The 20,344-nt window shown below is 37.8% G+C and carries 14 protein-coding genes, 2 pseudogenes, 1 riboswitch and 2 other annotated features; of the genes and pseudogenes, 13 read left to right on the top strand and 3 right to left on the bottom strand.

From position 1 onward, the window contains the following. The first annotated feature begins 22 nt into the window (after positions 1-22). The 5 genes and pseudogenes from BN358_RS21170 to BN358_RS28040 all read left to right on the top strand — a co-directional run bounded on the left by BN358_RS21170 (position 23) and on the right by BN358_RS28040 (position 5,262). Positions 23-1,039 (top strand): alpha-hydroxy-acid oxidizing protein, encoded by a 1,017-nt coding sequence (locus BN358_RS21170; RefSeq protein ID WP_019230541.1) that lies wholly within the window; start codon positions 23-25, stop codon positions 1,037-1,039. A gap of 415 nt (positions 1,040-1,454) precedes the next feature. Continuing rightward, on the top strand, positions 1,455-2,006 hold the full coding sequence (locus tag BN358_RS22660; protein WP_019230540.1) for a sigma-70 family RNA polymerase sigma factor: 552 nt from the start codon (positions 1,455-1,457) through the stop codon (positions 2,004-2,006). 165 nt (positions 2,007-2,171) lie between these two features. Beyond that, positions 2,172-3,473, top strand: a pseudogene (locus tag BN358_RS21160) (DUF4179 domain-containing protein); the annotation flags it as partial. A gap of 129 nt (positions 3,474-3,602) precedes the next feature. Continuing rightward, positions 3,603-4,445, top strand: a pseudogene (locus BN358_RS28050) (SulP family inorganic anion transporter); the annotation flags it as partial. Between the two features lie 64 nt (positions 4,446-4,509). After that, the gene (locus BN358_RS28040) at positions 4,510-5,262 is read left to right on the top strand and encodes a SulP family inorganic anion transporter (protein WP_368730816.1); all 753 of its coding nucleotides are present in this window, start codon (positions 4,510-4,512) and stop codon (positions 5,260-5,262) included. 85 nt (positions 5,263-5,347) lie between these two features. On the opposite strand, the gene BN358_RS25815 is transcribed toward BN358_RS28040, so the two are convergent. Beyond that, on the bottom strand, positions 5,348-5,500 hold the full coding sequence (locus BN358_RS25815) for a hypothetical protein (protein WP_019230538.1): 153 nt from the start codon (positions 5,498-5,500) through the stop codon (positions 5,348-5,350). Between the two features lie 311 nt (positions 5,501-5,811). Beyond that, the gene (locus tag BN358_RS21150) at positions 5,812-7,272 is read right to left on the bottom strand and encodes an NCS2 family permease (protein ID WP_019230537.1); all 1,461 of its coding nucleotides are present in this window, start codon (positions 7,270-7,272) and stop codon (positions 5,812-5,814) included. Between the two features lie 133 nt (positions 7,273-7,405). Beyond that, a riboswitch (purine riboswitch) is annotated at positions 7,406-7,507 on the bottom strand. 156 nt (positions 7,508-7,663) lie between these two features. Next, positions 7,664-7,884, top strand: a binding site (T-box leader). A gap of 238 nt (positions 7,885-8,122) precedes the next feature. Between BN358_RS21150 and ilvD the strand changes: the two genes are divergently transcribed. The 5 genes from ilvD (at position 8,123) to BN358_RS21125 (ending at position 14,603) form a co-directional block, all read left to right on the top strand. Continuing rightward, positions 8,123-9,796, top strand: a complete 1,674-nt coding sequence (ilvD, locus tag BN358_RS21145) for a dihydroxy-acid dehydratase (protein WP_019230536.1) — start codon at positions 8,123-8,125, stop codon at positions 9,794-9,796. Between the two features lie 277 nt (positions 9,797-10,073). Beyond that, positions 10,074-10,745, top strand: a complete 672-nt coding sequence (locus tag BN358_RS21140) for a response regulator transcription factor (protein ID WP_019230534.1) — start codon at positions 10,074-10,076, stop codon at positions 10,743-10,745. Continuing rightward, entirely contained in the window at positions 10,746-11,750 is a 1,005-nt protein-coding gene (locus tag BN358_RS21135) for a sensor histidine kinase (RefSeq protein ID WP_019230533.1), read from the top strand. A 110-nt stretch (positions 11,751-11,860) separates the two neighbouring features. After that, positions 11,861-12,628, top strand: a complete 768-nt coding sequence (locus BN358_RS21130) for an ABC transporter ATP-binding protein (protein WP_019230532.1) — start codon at positions 11,861-11,863, stop codon at positions 12,626-12,628. Further along, positions 12,621-14,603 carry an FtsX-like permease family protein gene (locus BN358_RS21125; RefSeq protein WP_019230531.1) on the top strand — a complete coding sequence of 661 codons (1,983 nt, stop codon included), beginning with the start codon at positions 12,621-12,623 and terminating at the stop codon, positions 14,601-14,603. The genes BN358_RS21130 and BN358_RS21125 overlap by 8 nt, the downstream gene beginning before the upstream one ends. 74 nt (positions 14,604-14,677) lie before the next feature. Here the strand turns inward: BN358_RS21125 and BN358_RS21120 are convergent, their stop codons facing one another. Beyond that, positions 14,678-15,610: a CAP domain-containing protein gene (locus tag BN358_RS21120; protein WP_019230530.1), complete on the bottom strand. Its 933-nt coding sequence runs from the start codon at positions 15,608-15,610 to the stop codon at positions 14,678-14,680. Between the two features lie 370 nt (positions 15,611-15,980). After that, positions 15,981-16,178 (top strand) — a binding site (T-box leader). Between the two features lie 59 nt (positions 16,179-16,237). On the opposite strand from BN358_RS21120, the gene tyrS reads away from it, so the two are divergent. The 3 genes from tyrS to BN358_RS21105 all read left to right on the top strand — a co-directional run bounded on the left by tyrS (position 16,238) and on the right by BN358_RS21105 (position 20,324). Beyond that, positions 16,238-17,470, top strand: coding sequence for a tyrosine--tRNA ligase (tyrS, locus tag BN358_RS21115; RefSeq protein WP_019230529.1), 1,233 nt, complete (start codon positions 16,238-16,240; stop codon positions 17,468-17,470). Positions 17,471-17,579: 109 nt separating this feature from the next. Then, complete coding sequence (locus tag BN358_RS21110; protein ID WP_019230528.1) at positions 17,580-18,971, top strand: TldD/PmbA family protein; 1,392 nt, start codon at positions 17,580-17,582, stop codon at positions 18,969-18,971. A gap of 30 nt (positions 18,972-19,001) precedes the next feature. Beyond that, the gene (locus BN358_RS21105; RefSeq protein WP_019230527.1) at positions 19,002-20,324 is read left to right on the top strand and encodes a TldD/PmbA family protein; all 1,323 of its coding nucleotides are present in this window, start codon (positions 19,002-19,004) and stop codon (positions 20,322-20,324) included. Positions 20,325-20,344 lie beyond the last annotated feature (20 nt).

Genomic DNA, 20,344 nt, shown 5'->3' with positions numbered 1-20,344 from the left:
ATTAATGTAAAGGGAGATCATCATGACTTATCAGGAAGTATTGGAAAACGCAAGAAAAAAGATGGCGCCTAACTGCAGAGTGTGCAAAGAGTGCAACGGAGTTGTGTGCAAAGGAGAAATACCGGGCACAGGCGGAAAAGGAAACGGAAATGCTTTTAAAGTTTGTATTGAATTTCTAGACTCAGTTAAAATAAAGCTGGACACCATTTATAAAAATGAAGGACAGGACACTTCTGTTTCGTTGTTTGGCAGAAACTTCAAATATCCGTTTTTCGCTGCCCCTATTGGCGGAATGAATCTAAACTACAACGGAGCAATATCAGAAGCAGAATACGTTGATGCCGTTGTAAATGGAACAATTGCAGCAGGCGGTGCGGCTTTTACCGGAGACGGAGCTAATGACAGTCTGTTCCTTGACAGTCTTCCATATATTAAAGCAGCTGACGGCCAAGCAGTTCCAACAATCAAGCCATGGAAAAATGACAAGGCCCTTGAAAAAATAAAATTGCTGGAAGAAGTAGGAGCAATGGCATTTGCAATGGATATTGACTCTGCAGGTCTTATAAATCTTGCACTTGCCGGTAAACCTGTATCTGCTAAAAGCGTTGAAGAACTTTCAGAGCTTGCTGCATCTACAAATGTTCCTTTCATAGTAAAAGGAGTAATGACAAAAGAAGGAGCATTAAAGGCTCTTGAAGCCGGTGCTTATGGAATAGTTGTTTCATCCCACGGAGGAAGAGTGCTTCAGGATGCACCTGCAACATGCGCTATGCTTCCTGAAATAAAAGAAGCAGTTGGAGACAGGCTGAAAATATTTGTTGACGGCGGAATTCGTTCTGGTGCAGATGTTTTCAAGGCAATAGCTCTTGGAGCAGATGGTGTGCTCATAGGAAGACCGTACGTAATAGCAGCTTTTGGCGGCGGAAAAGAAGGTGTGGAACTTTACACTGAAAAAATCGGCGCTGAGTTAAGAGATGTAATGATTATGTCAGGATGTAAAAATATTAGCGACATAACAAGAGATAAAATAATATTGTAAATGAAATTGCTGGCGATGTTGTTTATTCAACAGCGGGCGGACACGAGGTCCGCCCCTAGTATAATGAATTAATATCTCACCATGAATTTGAAATCACAGGTTGTAGGGGAGAACCTCGTGTTCTCCCGAATATAAGATGTTATTGAATAAACAAAACGGGCGACACAAAATATATATCAATAATTTAGCGGTTCATTTTATAATGAGCTGTTTTTTTATTGGATGGGCGGATTGATATTGCTGGGGATGTTGTTTATTCAGCAGCGGGCGGACACGAGGTCCGCCCCTACGATTATTATATTAAATATTACTGACAGTCTCAGGGTATTTGTAATAATAAACTTTTTTGATATAATGGTGAGTGAAAACTGCTTAATATGTGAATATATATATGAGAGAATAAATGGAGGGTATGATGAATGACGATAATTTAATAAAACTTCTTAAGAAGAATCCCTCCAGGGGACTGTCCTGTGCCATTGATCAGTATGGCGGCCTTGTAAAGACCATAGCCGTGAGAATAATTGGCTATGAAAATCAGCAGGATATTGAGGAATGCGTATCTGATGTGTTTGTTGAACTTTGGAAATCCATAGACAATTACAATAAGGACAAGGGAATTCTTAAAAATTATATAATTTCCATAGCGAGGTTTGTTTGCATAAACAAGTTTAAACGCAAAATGAACCATACAGAAATTATCCCCCTGGAGGAAAGCGGACTGGAGCTGGATTTTGACATGGAAGATGAAGTGTCAGCCATAATAAATAAAAAAATCATAAAAGAAACAATTTACAATCTGCCTCAGCCTGACAAGGACATTTTCATAAGACGTTACTATTTGTATGAAACTGTGAAGGATATTGCAGAAACTTTAGGGTTGAATGCAAAGATGGTTGAAAACAAATTGTACAGAGGAAAAGAAAATCTTAAGCTCGCTCTACTTGAAAATGGAATTATAATATAGGAAAGGAAATTGATATGAAAAAAACAGATGATCTTTTTGATGATTTCTCTTTGCATGATGAAGATATAAATATTCATGAAGAAAATATCACGGAAATTGAACTTGAAAGAATAAAAAAATTGACTTTATCAAAAATAAACTCAAAAAAATCCAACAAAAAAGAAATTCATAATTCCTCTTGCTGCGTCTTTTATTTTGGTTCTTTCCTTTGCTGCAGTATTTGCCCAGGGAGGACTGTCAAACATTTATTACAGGCTTTTCGGAGAAAACATAAAGTATGTCAATGACATGGGTACTGTGATTGATAAAAGTTCTACTTCAAACGGAGTAACATTAAATGTTGCAAACATGGTGGGGGATGAGAATTCTTTTTACATCATATTTGAAGTCATAAAGGAAAATGGTGAAAAATTTTCGGAAAATGGAAATATTGAATTTGAAAATCTCAACCTTGACTTTGGAGGATCAGGCGGATACACATGGTATATGACTGAAGACGAAGATCCGGTTGACAACAAGGCCACATTCCTGCTTGTTGGAAATACTGAAAGAAAATCTGCAGGAAAGAAGCTGACGCTTAGGGCCAATAATTTCACTGAATACACAATAGAAAATCCTGCTGCTGATTTTGACACATACGGATTTTTAAAGAGAAATGCAGATTATCAAAATCAAGTTCTTGTAGAAAATAGATACAAGGAATCAATGCGTATACCTAAAGACCCTCAGGCATCGGAAGAAGAAAAACAGAAAATAGAATTTATGAACAACATTATTCCTTCACAAATTCTTCCTTACAACAACGATGATATTTACACGGAAGACAACATAGAGGAGAATAAGGGAATAATTGTTGACAACATTGGATTTGCAGAAGGAAAGTTGTGCATAAGAATTTTGAGAGAAGAATACGGGAATTTAAGTCTGGGCGATTTTTATTTTGAGAACAAGGTTGATGCTGATGACAGAAAATACAATGAATATTCCATATCTGAGGAATACGAGGGAAAACAATATGACTACTTCATATTTGACATAAAAAACATGGAAGAACTTGCAAATTATGATTTTGTGTACCACACAATAAACAAGAAGGCCACAACTATGGGAACCTGGGAAGTGACGTTTAAGGCTGACTACAAAAATGCCACCAGGACTTATAATGTAAACAAGATAATTGAAGTAGAAGGAAAAAGGTATTTGATCAAAGAATTAAAAATTTCACCAATTTCATTGACCGTGAAGCTCAACAACGACATAATCGATAACATAAGAAACAGAGGACACAATTTTTACGGAGCTGTAAGTGTCGTCATGAAAGACGGAAGTACTGTTGAATTGTCAAGCTGGGGCACAAGCACAAGGCCGCTCACATCAACATTAAACACGATTTTTCAAAAGCCAGTTGATGTAAACAACATTAAGTCCGTAATAATTTCTGGAACAGAAGTGACAATTAACAAATAAATGAAACTTTATAAAAAAACCGTGGAAATGTTTTCATGAAATTCATTGAAAATTCAGCGGTTTTTTTGTTGCACTTACCAATCGAAAGTGATAATATTCATTTGGTATCATATTTAGAAAACAATTATTATGGAGAGAAAAATGGTAAAACAGTATTTTCAAGATTTAAGGCTTGAATTCAAGGATTACAACAACAAAAAATTATCACAGGATGTTATGGCGGGACTTACTGTAACAGCTGTGGCGCTGCCATTGGCTCTTGCATTTGGCGTAAGCTCAGGAGCAGGGGCACCTTCCGGCATTATGTCAGCAATACTTGCTGGAATTGTAATGGGTGGCCTTGCAGGTGCATCTTACCAGGTGTCCGGTCCTACGGGAACAATGATTGCTATTTTAGCTTCAGTCTATGCAAGCTTTGGTTCTGAGGGAATTTTTATAACAGGTTTCATATCCGGTATTTTGCTTTTGCTGGCTGCAGTATTTCATTTCGGAAAACTTGTATCTTTCATTCCGGCACCTGTTATAACAGGGTTTACATCTGGTATTGCAGTCATTATTGCTCTTGGCCAGATTGACAATTTTTTTGGTACAACTTCTGTGGGAGCTGACAATATTGAAAAAATATTATCCTATGGAAGACTTGGATTTTCACCAAACATATATGCAGTTCTCATAGGCGTATTGGTTATGGCAATCATGATATTCTGGCCTAAGAAATGGAATGCAAAAGTTCCGTCATCACTGGCAGGACTAATAATTGCTCTTGCTTTAAATTGGATTGTTGATTTTCCTGTTAAGCTGGTTGGAGAAATACCAAGCACCATATTCCTTGAAAACAGACTTTCCCTGGGAAGCTTGTCTTTTGGAATGGTGTTTAAGCTTTTAAGCCCGGCCCTTAGCGTTGCAATACTGTGCATGATTGAAAGCTTACTATGTGGTGCTTCTGCGGGAAAAATAAAAAATGAGCCTTTGAAGGCCGACAGGGAGCTCATAGCTCAGGGCATAGGTAACATGATCATTTCCTTTTTTCGGAGGAATACCTGCATCGGCGGTTCTGGCAAGGACAAGCGTTGGACTCAAATCAGGCGGGCAAACAAGAATGGTTTCATTGGTACAGTCAGCAGGACTTCTTTTATCCATGCTTTTTCTGGGAAAGTTTATCTCCAGGATACCAATGGCTGCACTGGCCGGAGTTCTGATGATAACTGCCTGGCGCATGAACGAATGGAATGAAATAAAATACATATTTGATAAAAAATTTGGGAATGCAATTTTGGAATTTGCAATTACAATGGTTGCAACTGTCATGTTTGACCTTACCATTGCAATTTTAATAGGAGTACTCTTAGGAATCATGACATTTGTTATGAAAAACAGCGATTTGAAAATTGATGTGAGCAAGGTTGACTTGAAAAGAATCAAGGGACATGATGTTGCCGAAGATTGCTCTGATACAATAATTGTGTACCTGACAGGGCCTTTGTTCTTCATTACCAGAGAAAAGCTAGAGCAGCTGGTTGAACATTCAATAGAGGCTGAAAACATGATAATATCCATGAGAGCTGTAACCAGTATAGATGAGTCAGCAATCATTGAGTTCAAGGAAGTTGTAAATAAAATATCCAAAATAGGGACAAAAATGATGTTTTGCGGTGTTCAGGACAATGTAAAAGAAATGTTTGACCAGTCAGGATTTACTGATATCATAGGAGAAGAGTGCTTTTTCTGGGATGCAATTGAAGCATTCAGATACTTAAACATAATACAAACTGAAAAAATAGCCATATAATAAATGTTTGAAATATAAAAGCGGAATTATCTACATGATATTTCCGCTTTTTATTCTTTTGATTTCATATGATCAATCCGCTTTCTTAGTCTTCTTCCTGCTTAAGTCCTCTTTCATGCAATTCACATTCCTTTTGAATGCATTTGCTGTCAACATTGTATATGCATGTAATAGTACCGCATTTTCTAAAATTGATTTTTGCAACAACATCTCTTATGTCTTTCACCTGTATACTCATATTAAAACCTCCTATATTTGATTTGATAATTCATTATAGCATCAAAAATGCAACTTGTAAATATAAAAATGCAAAAAAATATAAAAAATTTGAGAAAAAGCATTTAAATGGGACAAAAATGCAATTTATTAATCAAGTCGTTCATAAAATGCAAGTTGTTCTGCAAGAATTATAAAAAAGAATTTTAAAGAATTGCAAGGAGGCTGCAATAAATGTCAATTTTGCTCAAAAAAAGCCTTCCCAAAGGAAGGCGCAGACTATTGAAACTGAACCTTCTTAAGGAAGGTTCAAAGTGATGTTACAGATGAGCTTTAATTTATTATTGCAAGAATCACAAAGTTTGCTATGAACAACAATGTGGAAACTATTAAAATCGGGTGAACTTCTTTTATTTGACCTTTAATCAGTTTAATGAGGCAGTAAAAAATGAAGCCTGCAGCTATACCGTAAGAGATGCTGTATGAAAAACCCATGAATACTGATGCAAAGAATGCCGGAATTGCTTCCTCCAGGTCTTCCCAGTTGATTTTTGTGAATGATGACATCATCATAACTCCAACTATTATAAGAACAGGAGAAGTTGCAGCTGTAGGAACTATTCCTGCTATAGGAGCTATCAATATGCATGAAAGGAATAGCAGGGCAGTAACTACGCTTGTAAGTCCTGTTCTGCCGCCTGCTCCGATTCCAGCAGCGCTTTCAACATATGTTGTTGTGTTGGAAGTTCCAAAAATTGCTCCGATGGATGTTGCTATGGCGTCTGCAAAAAGAGCTTTATCCATTTTGGATTTAAATCCTGTGCTTGTTTCAAGAGATCTCTGATCTTCTTCGCTGAATATTCCGCTTCTTCTTCCTGTTCCTATAAATGTTCCTATGGTATCAAACGTGTCAGATAAACTGAATGCAAATATTGTCATCAATACAAGAGGTATTCTTGAAGGATCTGAGAACAGAGACTGCATTCCTTTAGGGCCAAATGCCGCCCCAAATGTAGTTCCAAGATCTGCAAATGAAGAGGTTATGCTGTTTGAAGACATGGACAGTGAAGATAAATTAACAACTCCAAAAGGAATTCCTATGAGTGTTGTTGCTACGATACTTATAAGTATTGCTCCTTTTGCCTTCATTACAAGAAGAAAAACCAATATGACAAGGCCTATGAGTGCCAGTTGTGTAGCATGATTTGTAAAATCAACAAGTGCTGGAATAATTCCTCCGTTTGTAACAATAGAGAATATACTGCTGTATGTTCCATCTGCAGCAAAGGTCTGACCGTTAACTGAGATTATGTTTGCAGATTCTGAAGTGAACTGAACCATTTCTGCTCCCTTGATTCCGATGTATGCTATGAATATTCCTATTCCTCCGCTTATGGCGTTTTGAAGGCTTTCAGGTATTGATTTTATTATGCTTTTTCTTATTTTTGTAACAGTGATGAAGATGTTTAATAATCCGCATATGAATACAAGAGCCAGTGCTTGTTCCCATGAAAAACCAAGAGCAAACACAACTGTATATGTGAAGAATGCATTAAGTCCCATACCTGGTGCCTGAGCATATGGCACGTTGGCAAACAATCCCATGATGAGAGTTCCTATGACTGAAGCTATGATAGTTGAAAGGAATACTGCCTGAGAAGGCATTCCTGTGGCAGATAATATTGCCGGATTCACAAAGATGATGTATGACATTGCAAAAAATGTTGTTAAGCCGGCAAAAATTTCTGTTGAGACATTTGTGCCGTTTTCCTTAAGTTTAAAATACTTTTCCATAAATTCCTCCTGTAGTTGTTTTGGGAATTAATATTAACCACTAATGTTCACTATTTCCAAATATCATTTATAAATACATATAAATAATACTCATAATATAAAAAGCGAATAGATAAAATCTACTCGCATCATATACAATAGTGAACTAATCAATAGTCAAACAATTTACGGCTGTTTGGTAGAAACTTTGGAACCATATTTTCCATATTATATTGATGCTAATATTTAATTTCGACTATAATATTATATATGTAAATAACACAATAATCAATATGTTTTTAATGTGAGTACATTTTAATAATTTGGAATAAAATCACATAAGAATTTACAGGATTTACTGTAAAAATGTATTGACAAGGGTGGGTTAGGTGGGTATAATTATAAAAATTATGAAAAAGCTGTGACGGAGACAAAAATACTGGCAGATAACTTTAGAGAGCCGATGGTTGGTGAAAATCGGTGTTATAAGTATAATGATCACTCCCAAGCTTCCTGGCTGACATGTAGGCCGGGACGTATGCCTGCGTTATAGGGATAAAGTTTATATGACTTGATTGAGGCGATTATATCGCGAACCAGGGTGGTACCACGAAAAGACCTTTCGTCCCTGAACACATGAGATGTGTTCAGAGACGAGAGGTTTTTATTTATGTATGCCCTAACCCCATTTTTCAGAGTGTTTTTTCTGAAAAATGGCGGTAGGTCAACGAAGCGGACTTCCCAATTTATGCGAGCGGTAGCGAGCTGATAAATTGGTGAATGAGACTGCGAAATTTATTCAAGCAAGTAGTTGGCAGTCCCTCGATAATGCAGTTTATTATTTTAAAATATATTAAATCAGGAGGAAATTATGAGAAGTGATCAAGTAACAAAAGGAGTTCAACAGGCACCGCATCGCTCTCTTTTTAATGCTTTGGGGCATACGAAGGAAGAAATGAACAAGCCGTTGATAGGAATTGTAAGTTCATACAATGAAATAGTTCCGGGACACATGAACCTGGACAAGATTGTTGATGCAGTCAAATTGGGAGTTGCAATGGCAGGAGGAACACCGGTAGTGTTCCCGGCAATAGCAGTGTGTGATGGAATTGCCATGGGACATGAAGGAATGAAGTATTCTCTTGTTACAAGAGATCTGATTGCTGATTCAACAGAAGCAATGGCAATGGCCCATTGTTTTGACGGTCTTGTAATGGTTCCTAACTGTGATAAAAACGTGCCGGGATTATTAATGGCAGCAGCAAGAGTGAATATTCCAACAATTTTTGTAAGCGGTGGTGCAATGCTTGCAGGAAGAGTAAAGAATAATAAAACAAGTCTTTCAAGTCTGTTTGAGGCCGTTGGAGCATACAATGCAGGAAAAATTTCCATGGAAGAAGTTGAAGAATACGAGCAGAAGGCATGCCCAACATGCGGATCATGCTCAGGCATGTACACAGCAAACAGCATGAACTGTCTTACTGAAGCACTGGGAATGGGACTTAAAGGAAACGGAACAATTCCAGCTGTATATTCTGAAAGAATAAGACTTGCAAAACACGCAGGCATGAAAATAATGGAGCTTGTTGAAAAAGACATCAAGCCAAAAGACATAATGACAAAAGATGCATTCATGAACGCCCTGGCAGTGGACATGGCCTTGGGCTGCAGCACAAACAGCATGCTTCACCTTCCGGCCATAGCTCATGAGGCAGGAGTGGAATTAAATCCTGAAATTGCAAACGAAGTGAGCGCAAAGACACCTAACCTGTGCCACCTGGCACCTGCAGGTCACACATACATTGAAGATCTGAACGAAGCAGGGGGAGTTTATGCTGTAATGAATGAGCTTAACAAAAAAGGTCTTCTTAAAACAGACCTCATTACCTGCACCGGAAAGACAATTGCAGAAAACATAGAAGGATGCGTAAACCTGGACCCTGAAGTAATCAGGCCAATAGAAAATCCATTCAGCCAGACAGGTGGAATTGCAGTTCTCAAAGGAAATCTTGCACCTGATACATGTGTTGTAAAACGCTCGGCTGTAGCACCTGAAATGCTTGTTCACCAGGGACCTGCAAGAGTTTTCGACTGTGAAGAAGATGCCATAAATGCAATTAATCAAGGATTGATTGTTGCAGGAGATGTTGTTGTCATCCGATACGAGGGACCAAAGGGAGGACCCGGAATGAGAGAAATGTTAAACCCAACTTCTGCAATAGTTGGAAGAGGTCTTGGAAGCAGCGTTGCCCTCATAACTGACGGACGTTTCTCAGGAGCTACAAGAGGAGCATCAATCGGACACGTATCTCCTGAAGCTGCAGTGGGAGGAAACATAGCTCTTGTTCAAGAAGGTGATATCATCAAAATAGACATGCTCAAAAACACAATTGACTTTGAGGTGTCTGATGAAGAACTAAAAAAGAGAAGAGAAAACTGGCAGCCTAGAGAACCAAGAATAACAACTGGTTATCTATCAAGATACAGGGCACTTGTTACATCAGGAAACAGAGGAGCAGTGCTTGAAGTTCCAAAAATAAAATAATAAATAAGCATCAATTTTGATGCTCAGGTTGATGACAAATTTGACTCAAAAATGTAGGGGAGACTACTGTCCTCCCGCATATACAAATTCATTTATATAATAACAACGGGCGTATACAAGATACGCCCCTACGTTCTGTGGGAAATTAGTTTTGTCAATAGTAAGAGCATCGGCGTTCCGATGCTTTTTTTGCTGTTTTGCCATAAAAATTCGGTTGCTCTTTTATTGTTTTAATTTATGTGTTATATTGTTATCAATAAATGTTTAAGGAGTCTATATGCATAAAATATTAATTGTTGAAGATGACTTGGTTATAGCTTCATCTGTTAAAAATCATATAAAATCCTGGGGATGCGAAGCAATGTGCGTCGATGATTTTGAAAATGTATTGTCTATTTTTGCATCATACTCACCTCATCTGGTTCTTATGGACATATCACTTCCTTTTTACAACGGTTATCACTGGTGCAGTGAAATTCGAAGAATATCAAAGGTGCCCATTATTTTTATTTCATCTGCATCAGACAACATGAATATTGTAATGGCCATGAACATGGGTGGAGATGATTTTATTTCAAAACCATTTGACCTCAATGTTCTTACAGCAAAGGTGCAGGCAATGCTTCGTCGTACATATGATTTTGCAGGGCAGACAAATCTTTTGGAACACAAGGGGGCAATACTTAACACAGGGGATACTAGTCTCACATACAAGGGAACAAAAGTAGAGCTTACAAAAAATGATTTCAAAATACTGCAGTTTCTCATGGAAAACAAGGGAAGGACCGTGAGCCGTGACGCATTGATGACAAGACTTTGGGAAACTGACTGTTATGTGGATGAAAACACGCTTACAGTAAATGTTACAAGGCTCAGAAAAAAGCTGGATGCTGCAGGTCTTACGGAGTTCATACTAACAAGGAAAGGAATAGGGTACATAGTGGAATAAATGAAAACAATTAATCTATTCAGCGCTTATCTTATGCAGCATAAAAAATCAGCAGCATTTTTTGCATTGTTTGCTGCTGTATTTGCTGTAGAGTTTTATCTGTACGGATTGCCACTGGATGCAGTGGTTTATGGCTTTGTCCTTTGCTCTTTTTTCGGATTTATAGCTCTGGCCTATGACTTTTTAGTATTTTATAAAAAAATAAATGCTCTGGAGGATATTAAACGCCGAATAACTCTTTCTCTTGATGAGCTGCCTGAACCTAAAAGCCTCATGGAAAGAGAATATTTTGAACTGCTCAGTGCAGTCCACGAGGACAAAATAAGAAAGATTACAGCCATGGACAATTCGAGAAAAGAAATTGCTGATTACTATACTCTGTGGGCTCATCAGATAAAAACGCCGATTTCAGCCATGAGGCTATTGCTGCAATCGGAAGAAGACATAAATCCAGATGAGATTTCCATGGAACTTTTCAAGATAGAACAGTATGTTGCAATGGTTCTTCAATACATTCGTCTTGACAGCAGCTCTACGGATTTTGTTATAAAGGAATACAATCTTGATGATATAGTCAGACAGGCTGTAAGAAAATATGCGAAAATATTCGTTCACAAAAAGCTTAAGCTTGAATTTTCAGAACTTAAAAGTACAGTTCTCACTGATGAAAAGTGGCTGTTATTTGTGATTGAACAAATATTGTCCAACTCTCTTAAGTACACCGTAAGAGGCGGAATATCAATATATACAGAAGGAAACGAACACAAAATTCTCGTTATTGAAGATACGGGGATAGGAATAAAAGAAGAGGACCTTCCACGGGTTTTTGAAAACGGATTTACAGGATACAACGGAAGGGAAGACAAAAAATCTACGGGCATAGGTTTGTATCTTTGCAAGAAAATTTTAACAAAGCTTTCACACAAAATACAAATTGAATCTCAGGCAGGAAGAGGAACAAGGGTTAAAATAAATTTTGAAAACATTAAAGTGGAAGTTGAATAGCTAACCTTTCAGAAATGTAAGGTTGCTTATGAAAATGAAAGGTAAATCAATTTCTGAATTTTAAAGTGCTTGATATACTGTTGCTATATTAATTAATTCAGGAGGTCAATATGGCAATTTTAGAGGTAAATAACCTTAAAAAAATTTATACTTCGCGTTTTGGAACAAACCATGTGCAGGCCCTTTCAAACGTGTCTTTTTCAGTTGAAAATGGTGAATATGTTGCAATAATGGGAGAATCAGGTTCGGGAAAGACAACACTTTTGAACATTCTTGCTGCTCTTGACAAATCTACGGGCGGAGAAGTTTTATTAAACGGCAAAAATCTTGCATCAATTAAGGAAAGTGAAATTTCTGCATTTCGTCGTGACAACCTTGGCTTTGTTTTTCAGGACTTCAACTTGTTGGACACATTTTCCATGCAGGACAACATATTTCTTCCACTTGTTCTGGCAGGAAAAACCTATGATGAAATGAATGGCAAACTTAAAGTAATAGCTGAAAAGCTTGGAATTTCAGACATACTTTCAAAATATCCATATGAGGTGTCAGGAGGACAAAAGCAAAGGGCAGCTGTAGCAAGGGCACTGATCACAGGACCAAAGCTCATACTGGCAGACGAACCTACAGGTTCCCTGGATTCCCATGCCACAGACGGTCTGCTCCGTATGTTTGATGAAATCAATGAAGAAGGGCAGACAATACTCATGGTTACTCACAGCACAAAGGCTGCAAGCCACGCAAAAAGGGTGCTGTTCATTAAGGATGGGGAAGTGTTCCATCAAATTTACAAGGCTTCTCAAACAACAGAAGAAATGTATCAGAAAATTTCAAACACACTTACAATGATAGCAACTGGCGGTGGAAAAAATGAATAAGCATTTTTTTCCTAGACTGGCTCTCATAAACATAAGGAAAAACGGTAAGTTTTATGTACCGTACATGATAACATGTATCAGCACTGTTGCCATGTTTTACATTATGCGCATGATTTCATTGAATGAAGGAATTGAAAACATGCCCGGGTCATATTCTGTGGTGACAATACTCATGCTGGGAACAATAGTAATAGGGATATTTTCTGTTATATTTCTGTTTTATACAAACAGTTTCCTCATGAAGAGGCGAAAAAAGGAAATCGGCCTTTACAACATTCTTGGAATGGAAAAGAAGCACATTGCAAAGATACTTTTTTTTGAGACTTTATTTATAGGAACCGCCACAATATCAGTTGGTCTTATGTGTGGAATTTTGTTCAGCAAGCTGATATTCATGCTGTTATTCAAAATTTTGCACTTCACCATACCGCTGGGATTTTTTGTGAGCAAGGTTTCAATTATCACAACATCTGTCTTGTTCTGGGGAATTTTTTTATTAAACCTTTTATACAACCTGATGCAGATTCATTCGTCAAATCCTATTGATTTGCTTAAGGGAAGCAGCACAGGGGAAAAAGAGCCCAAATCCAAAAATCTTCTTGCATTGCTTGGCATTGCTGCAACAGGTGCAGGATATTATATAGCGCTGGTAACGAAATCACCTCTAAGTGCCATGTACCTGTTTTTCATAGCTGTGGTGCTTGTAATAATCGGTACGTACTGTCTCTTTACTGCAGGAAGCATAATGATTCTGAAGCGCTTAAAACAAAACAGGAATTATTATTACAGGACCAAAAATTTCACATCCATATCGGGAATGATTTACAGAATGAAGCAAAATGCCGTTGGACTGGCTAATATCTGCATACTTTCAACTGCAGTGCTGGTTATGATATCAACAACAGTGGCACTTTACATGGGTGTGGATGAACAGTTGGAAAACCGCTGCCCCAACGATGTGACCATTACATTGGGAAACCCTAAAGACAGTGAACCTGGAGAAATTAAGGATATAGTTAATAAGAATGCTCAAAAGCTGGGCAGGAACATAAGCAACATGTTTGATTACCAGTACCTGGAGTTCTATGCGGAAAGAGACGGCGATAGGTTTGTTACTGACGGGTTAAACAGTGTTACAAGCACAAATATTTCGGATTTGTACTTTATAACAACTGAGCAGTACAAAAAAATAACCGGAGAAGATGTTTCTTTGAAAGAACGGGAGGTACTTTTCTACAGCTGCAGTAAAAATAAAACAGATTCATTCACACTTTTTGACAACAATTACACCGTAAAAAATAATCTTGATGAATTTCCAATAAAAGAGGATTATACTGCAGTCTTTGTAGATGTTTACTACATAGTTGCAGAAGAAAAGGATGTGGAGGAAATATATGAAAAGCAGCTAAGTGAGTTCAAGGATGATGCTGCCAAGTATTCTTATTATGCAGCCTTTGATGTAGATGGCTCAAAGGATGAAGAAAAGGCCTTTGCCGATTCCATATACAGAGACTTCACCGGTTCAAAGGAAGAAATCGTAGATTTTAGATTTGAAAGCAAGCAAGGTCTGGAAGAAGAATTTTATGCCATGATAGGAGGATTTTTGTTCCTGGGAATATTCCTTGGGCTATTATTCCTCTCTGCAACAGTACTGATAATTTACTACAAACAAATTTCAGAGGGATATGATGACAGGGAAAGGTTTGAAATCATGCAGAAAGTGGGAATGAGCAGAAGCGAGGTCAAGACCTCCATAAAAAGCCAGATAATAAAGGTGTTTTTTCTTCCTCTTATCATGGCCATTGTTCACATAGCTGCAGCATTTAAAATGATAACCAGGCTGTTACTGCTGTTCAATCTAACAAATGTATGGCTTTTTGCAATTTGCACAGCCGTAACCATAGCAGTCTTTGCAGTGATTTACTTTATTGTGTACACACTCACTGCAAGAGTTTATTATAAGATTGTTCAGTAAAAAATACCGCATTTGACATATCCTTAAGGGAATGTCAGTGCGGTATTTTTATTAGGATAAACTTTTTTTAATGTTTAGTTAGTAAATATCTGTGTCCAATATGGTGTTCCGTTTGAGTTTACTGCATAACCAACTCCTATTTTTGAGAAGTTAGTTGATAAAATATTTGCTCTGTGGCCTGGAGAATTCATCCATGCTGTTACAACTGCTTCCGGAGTTTTTTGACCTGAAGCTATGTTTTCACCCCAAGCAGACCATTTAATTCCAAATCTCGTCAACATGTCTCCGGCACTTCCATATGTGGGTGACTGATGAGCAAAGTAATTGTTGGCTGCCATATCTTTTGATTTTGTTCTGGCAACATTAGATACTGATTGATCAAATGTAAGTGCTGATAAACCAGCCTTTTGTCTTTCAATGTTTACAAGTTCTGCTACTTTTTGCTCATAAGATAAATTTGACGAAGAAACTGTATTGCTTGGTGTAGTTGCAGCTGTTGAAGGTGCAGTAGTCTGAGTTGTAGGCTTAGTTGCAACTGGTGTTGTTGCTGCTGGCTTAGTTGCAACAGGTGTTGCTGGCTGAGTTACTGCAGGTGTTGTTGCAGGTTTAGCCGCTGGTGCAGTAGTTGCCGGCTTAGTTGCAACAGGTGTCGCAGGCTTAGTTACAGCTGGTGTTGTTGCAGCAGGCTTAGCTGCCACTGGCTGAGTTGCAGTTGGTTTAGCTGCCGCAGGAGCAGTTGTTGTCTGCTGAGTTGAAGCTGGCTTTTGAACTGCAGTTGTTGTTTTGTTTAAAACTGTATTCCAGTCTATTGAATTCAAATCCATTTCTTGTCCGTTTACAGTCAGCTTGTACTGTTTTACGTTAGAGTTGCTTGTTATTCCTTTCAGCATGCTGCTAAGATCATAGTTGAACGTCTTTTCGCAGTCTGTTGTAGTTGCAGCAAATGCTGATGTTGATGACAAAGCTAAAGCTGCTGTCAATGTTAATGCTATAATTTTATTTTTCATAATTCACTCCTATTTAGTCTTTAGATTTTTTAGGAAGAGGGCACGCCCTGCTTCTTTGGAAATTTTAGAACTTGTTAATGAGTTTTTCGTCATAAGGAATTATAGCATGTACTTGTTTTAAAAAAAACAATCAATAACTTCATTAAATGCCAATTGTGACAATTATATTACACATTTTTGCATTTAGAAAAATATATAACAATAAAAATGTAAATCGGTGGAAAATTTATGAAAATTGTGTATAATAAGAATAGATTTATTACAGCCATTGGATTAATGGTAAATATATGGTATGATGTTTTTAAGATTTGCAATTAAGACTTGACAATAAATTGGATTTATATTATCATTCCTTTTATAAATACATATTAACATAACTGTGAAGGAAACAAAGTAACAATTTGGTTACAAAACAGAGAGTGAATCGGCTGGTGAAAGATTCTCAGAACAAAGTGTGAAATACAGTTCCGGAGTTACTGCTGTGCAGCGGGTTGTCTGACCGTTAATTCAGAAGAGGCAAGAAATTTTTGCGAATTAAGGTGGTACCACGGGTTATCTCGTCCTTTCAGGAGAGATAGCCCTTTTATTATTCTAGAAAAGGACAATTAAAGTTTAAGGAGGAATCATATGGAAAAAAGAAATGTTTTTGATGTTTTACAAGAAAGAGGATATATCGAACAGTGTACTCATGAAGAAGAAATAAGAGAATTGCTTGGAAAGGAATCAGTTACATTTTATATAGGTTTTGACCCTACGGCCGACAGCCTTCACATTGGCCACTATATTCAAATAATGGTAATGTCTATAATGCAGCAGCACGGGCACAGACCAATTGCTCTTTTAGGCGGCGGAACTACAATGATTGGAGACCCAAGCGACAGAACAGGTATGCGCTCAATAATGACACAGGAAATAATAGCGCGCAATGCTGAAAACTTCAAGAAAGTTTTCGAAAAATTTCTTGATTTTTCAGAAGGAAAGGCAATAATGGACAACAACGCTGAGTGGCTTTTACCATTGAATTACCTGGATTTCATGAGAGAAGTGGGCGTTCACTTTTCTGTAAACAGAATGCTTGCTGCAGATTGCTACAAAAACAGAATGGAGCAGGGGCTTACATTCTTTGAATTCGGATACATGTTAATGCAAAGCTATGACTTTTATGTATTGAACCAGAAATACAACTGCAAGATGCAGTTTGGCGGAAACGACCAGTGGTCAAACATCATAGGAGGAGTGGAACTTACAAGAAAGAAAGCTGGAGAACAGGTTTATGGAATGACATTCTCACTTCTTACAAACAGTGAAGGCAAGAAGATGGGCAAGACTGAAAAGGGTGCTTTGTGGCTGGACAGAAACAAAACAACACCATATGAGTTTTACCAGTACTGGAGAAACATCGGTGATGCTGATGTTGAAAAATGTCTGGCACTATTGACTTTCCTCCCTATGGATGAAGTAAGACGCCTTGGTGCATTGGAAGGTTCTGAAATAAACAAAGCCAAGGAAGTATTGGCATATGAAGTTACAAAACTAATACATTCTGAAGAAGACGCCATAAATGCCCAGGAAGCAGCAAGAGCATTGTTTGGAAAAGGAACAGAATCAGAAAACATGCCTACAACTGAAATCACAAGAGAAGAGCTTGGAGAAGGAATGTCAGTAATAGACATGATGTCTAAGGCAAATCTTATTAAGACAAAAAGCGAAGGAAGAAGGCTCATTGAACAATCAGGAGTTACAGTAAACGACGTTGTAGTAAGTGACGTAAATGCAGTATTAACATTAGCTGATTTTGAAGACGAAAAACTTATAATCAAAAAAGGCAAGAAAGTATACCACAGAATTAAATTAGTTTAATATAATTAAGCGACCCCTTTGGGGTCGTTTTTTTGCTTAAAAAATTATTAATACTTTAAGGAAATTATGGTAAAATATTTAGGTACTATAAAATGATAGGAGTGATTATGTGCTAAACAAACAGGTAATTGAAGATACACTGAATGCTGCTTTGACAACCGGCGGCGATTTTGCAGAAGTATATGTTGAAGACAGGACAAACAACGGCATTGTAATGATAGGCGGAAAAGTTGAAAGCACTATGACAGGAAGAGATTACGGCGTTGGCATCCGCATATTCAAGGGATTTAACAGCGTTTATGCATACACAAACAAATCTGACAGAGATTCTTTAATATCAACAGCAAAAAAAGCAGCAGCAGCCATAGAAGGAAAACAGGGCACTACAGCATTAAGTTTAAACATGACACAAAATGAAAATATAAATGTAATACATATTGATCCCAACACAATTGAAAAAACAAGAAAGGTTCAGCTAATGCGCCGTGCCTACGATACAGCATTCAATTATGATGATCTTATAACACAGGTTACAGTAAGCTACATGGACTACAATCAGGATATAATGGTTGCAAATTCAGAAGGATTATGGAAAGAAGACAAACGTGTAAGAACACGTCTTGCAATTTCATCCGTTGCCAGTAAAAATGGAGAAATGCAGTCTGGATTTTTCGGGCCTGGAGCTAGCAAGGGCTACGAATTTTATGAAAACCTTGACGTTGACAAATATGCAAAAGAAGCATCACGCATTGCCGTAACCATGGTAAATGCTAAATACAGCCCAAGCGGAAAAATGCCTGTAATAATAGACAACGGCTTTGGGGGAGTAATATTCCATGAGGCATGCGGCCACGGTCTTGAAGCAACATCAGTTGCCAAGGGTTTATCTGTATTTTCAGACAAAATAGGTCAAAAAATTGCATCACCGCTTGTCACAGCAATTGATGACGGAACAATACCAAACGAGTGGGGTTCATTCAACATTGATGACGAAGGAACACCTTCCCACAGAAATGTGCTGATTGAAAACGGAATATTGAAAGGTTACATGATTGATAAACTCAATGCAAGAAGAATGAACATGGACATAACAGGCTCAGGAAGAAGGCAGTCTTACAGATATGCACCTACTTCAAGGATGTCCAACACATTCATTGACAACGGAAAATCATCCCCTGAAGAAATAATCGCCAACACCGAAAAAGGAATTTATGCAAAATACATGGGAGGCGGAAGTGTAAATCCAAGCACAGGCGAGTTTAACTTTGCCGTAATGGAAGGATACATTGTAGAAAACGGAAAAATCAAGGATCCTGTAAGAGGTGCAACGCTAATAGGAAAGGGAACTGACATACTGAACAAAATTGACATGGTTGGAAACAACATGACACACGGACAGGGAATGTGCGGCTCCGTAAGCGGAAGCATTCCTACAAATGTAGGCCAGCCCATGATAAGAGTTTCTGAAATAACCGTAGGCGGAAGGGAAGGTGAAAAATAATGGATATGAAAATGCTCATAGATAAAATATTTGCTGAAGGAAAAAAACAAAGGCATAAATGACATGGAAGTTTTTTATTCGGCAGGAAGCAGCCTTTCTCTCAAGGTGTTTCAAAAGGAACTTGACGGCTACAGTCTGTCCGAAAGCGAAGGCCTGGGGCTTAGAGGAATGTACAACGGCAAAATGGGATATTCCTACACTGAAAAGGTTGACGAAACTTCCATAGATTTGCTTGTTAAAAATGTTAAGGAAAATGCCACCGTAATAGATTCTGATGATGAAGAATATATTTTTGAAGGGTCAAAGGAATATAAAAAAGTAGACACATTCAATCCCAAACTTGAAGAAGTGAAAGAAGCTGCAAAAATAAAGTTTGTAAAGCAGCTTGAAGAAGAAGCTTTTAAAATTGACAACAGAATACAATCAGTGGAAACATGCGTATACGGCGACGGCTACGGCGAAACCATAATGTCAAACACAAAGGGTCTGTACCTTCACGACAAGAGCAACATTGCCTACACATACGTGGTTGTTGTTGCAAAAGAAAACGAAGACATAAAAACAGGCATGGCATACCGCACCGGCAATGATTTTTCCAAATTCAACCCCAAGGAAATTGCAGAGGAAGCAGTAAAAGAAGCATTGTCAATGCTTGGAGCAAAGTCTGTGAAGTCAGGAGATTACCCAATAATCATAAGAAACAATGCAGCTGCAGATTTATTGGAAGCATTTGAAGGAATTTTCTCAGCGGAAAATGTGCAGAAAAATCTGTCCCTGCTGAAAGGAAAATTAAATGAACAAATAGGAAGCGAAAAGTTCACGCTTGTTGATGACCCTTTCATGGAGGGAGGATTGGCTTCAAGATCCTTTGATGGAGAAGGAGTTGCCAGTAAGTATAAGAAAGTCGTTGACAAGGGTGTTTTGAAAACATACTTCCACAATTTGAAGACTGCCAAAAAAGACGGAGTTGAAACAACAGGAAATGCTAGCAAATCTTCTTACAAATCATCTGTAGGCATAGCTCCTTCCAACTTCTATGTTGAAAAGGGTGAAAAAACTCTTGAAGAAATAATTTCTTCCATGGATAAGGGAATTTTAATTACGGAACTTCAAGGACTTCATTCAGGACTGAATTCCGTGTCAGGTGATTTTTCGCTGGCAGCCCTTGGTTATGAAATAAAGGACGGAAAAATTTCGAAGCCTGTGGAACAAATAACAGTGGCAGGAAATTACTTTGAACTCCTTAAAAATATAGAAGAAACAGGATCAGACCTGAAATTTGGCCTTCCGGGAGAAGCATATATAGGTTCTCCTTCTTTGAAAATCAAGAAGCTTGCCATAGCAGGGGAATAAGAAATAAAAATAAAAAAAAA

This window comes from Sedimentibacter sp. B4, from assembly GCF_000309315.1.
GTDB classification, from domain to species: domain Bacteria; phylum Bacillota; class Clostridia; order Tissierellales; family Sedimentibacteraceae; genus Sedimentibacter; species Sedimentibacter saalensis.
This window is presented reverse-complemented; position numbering and strand designations above follow the sequence as displayed.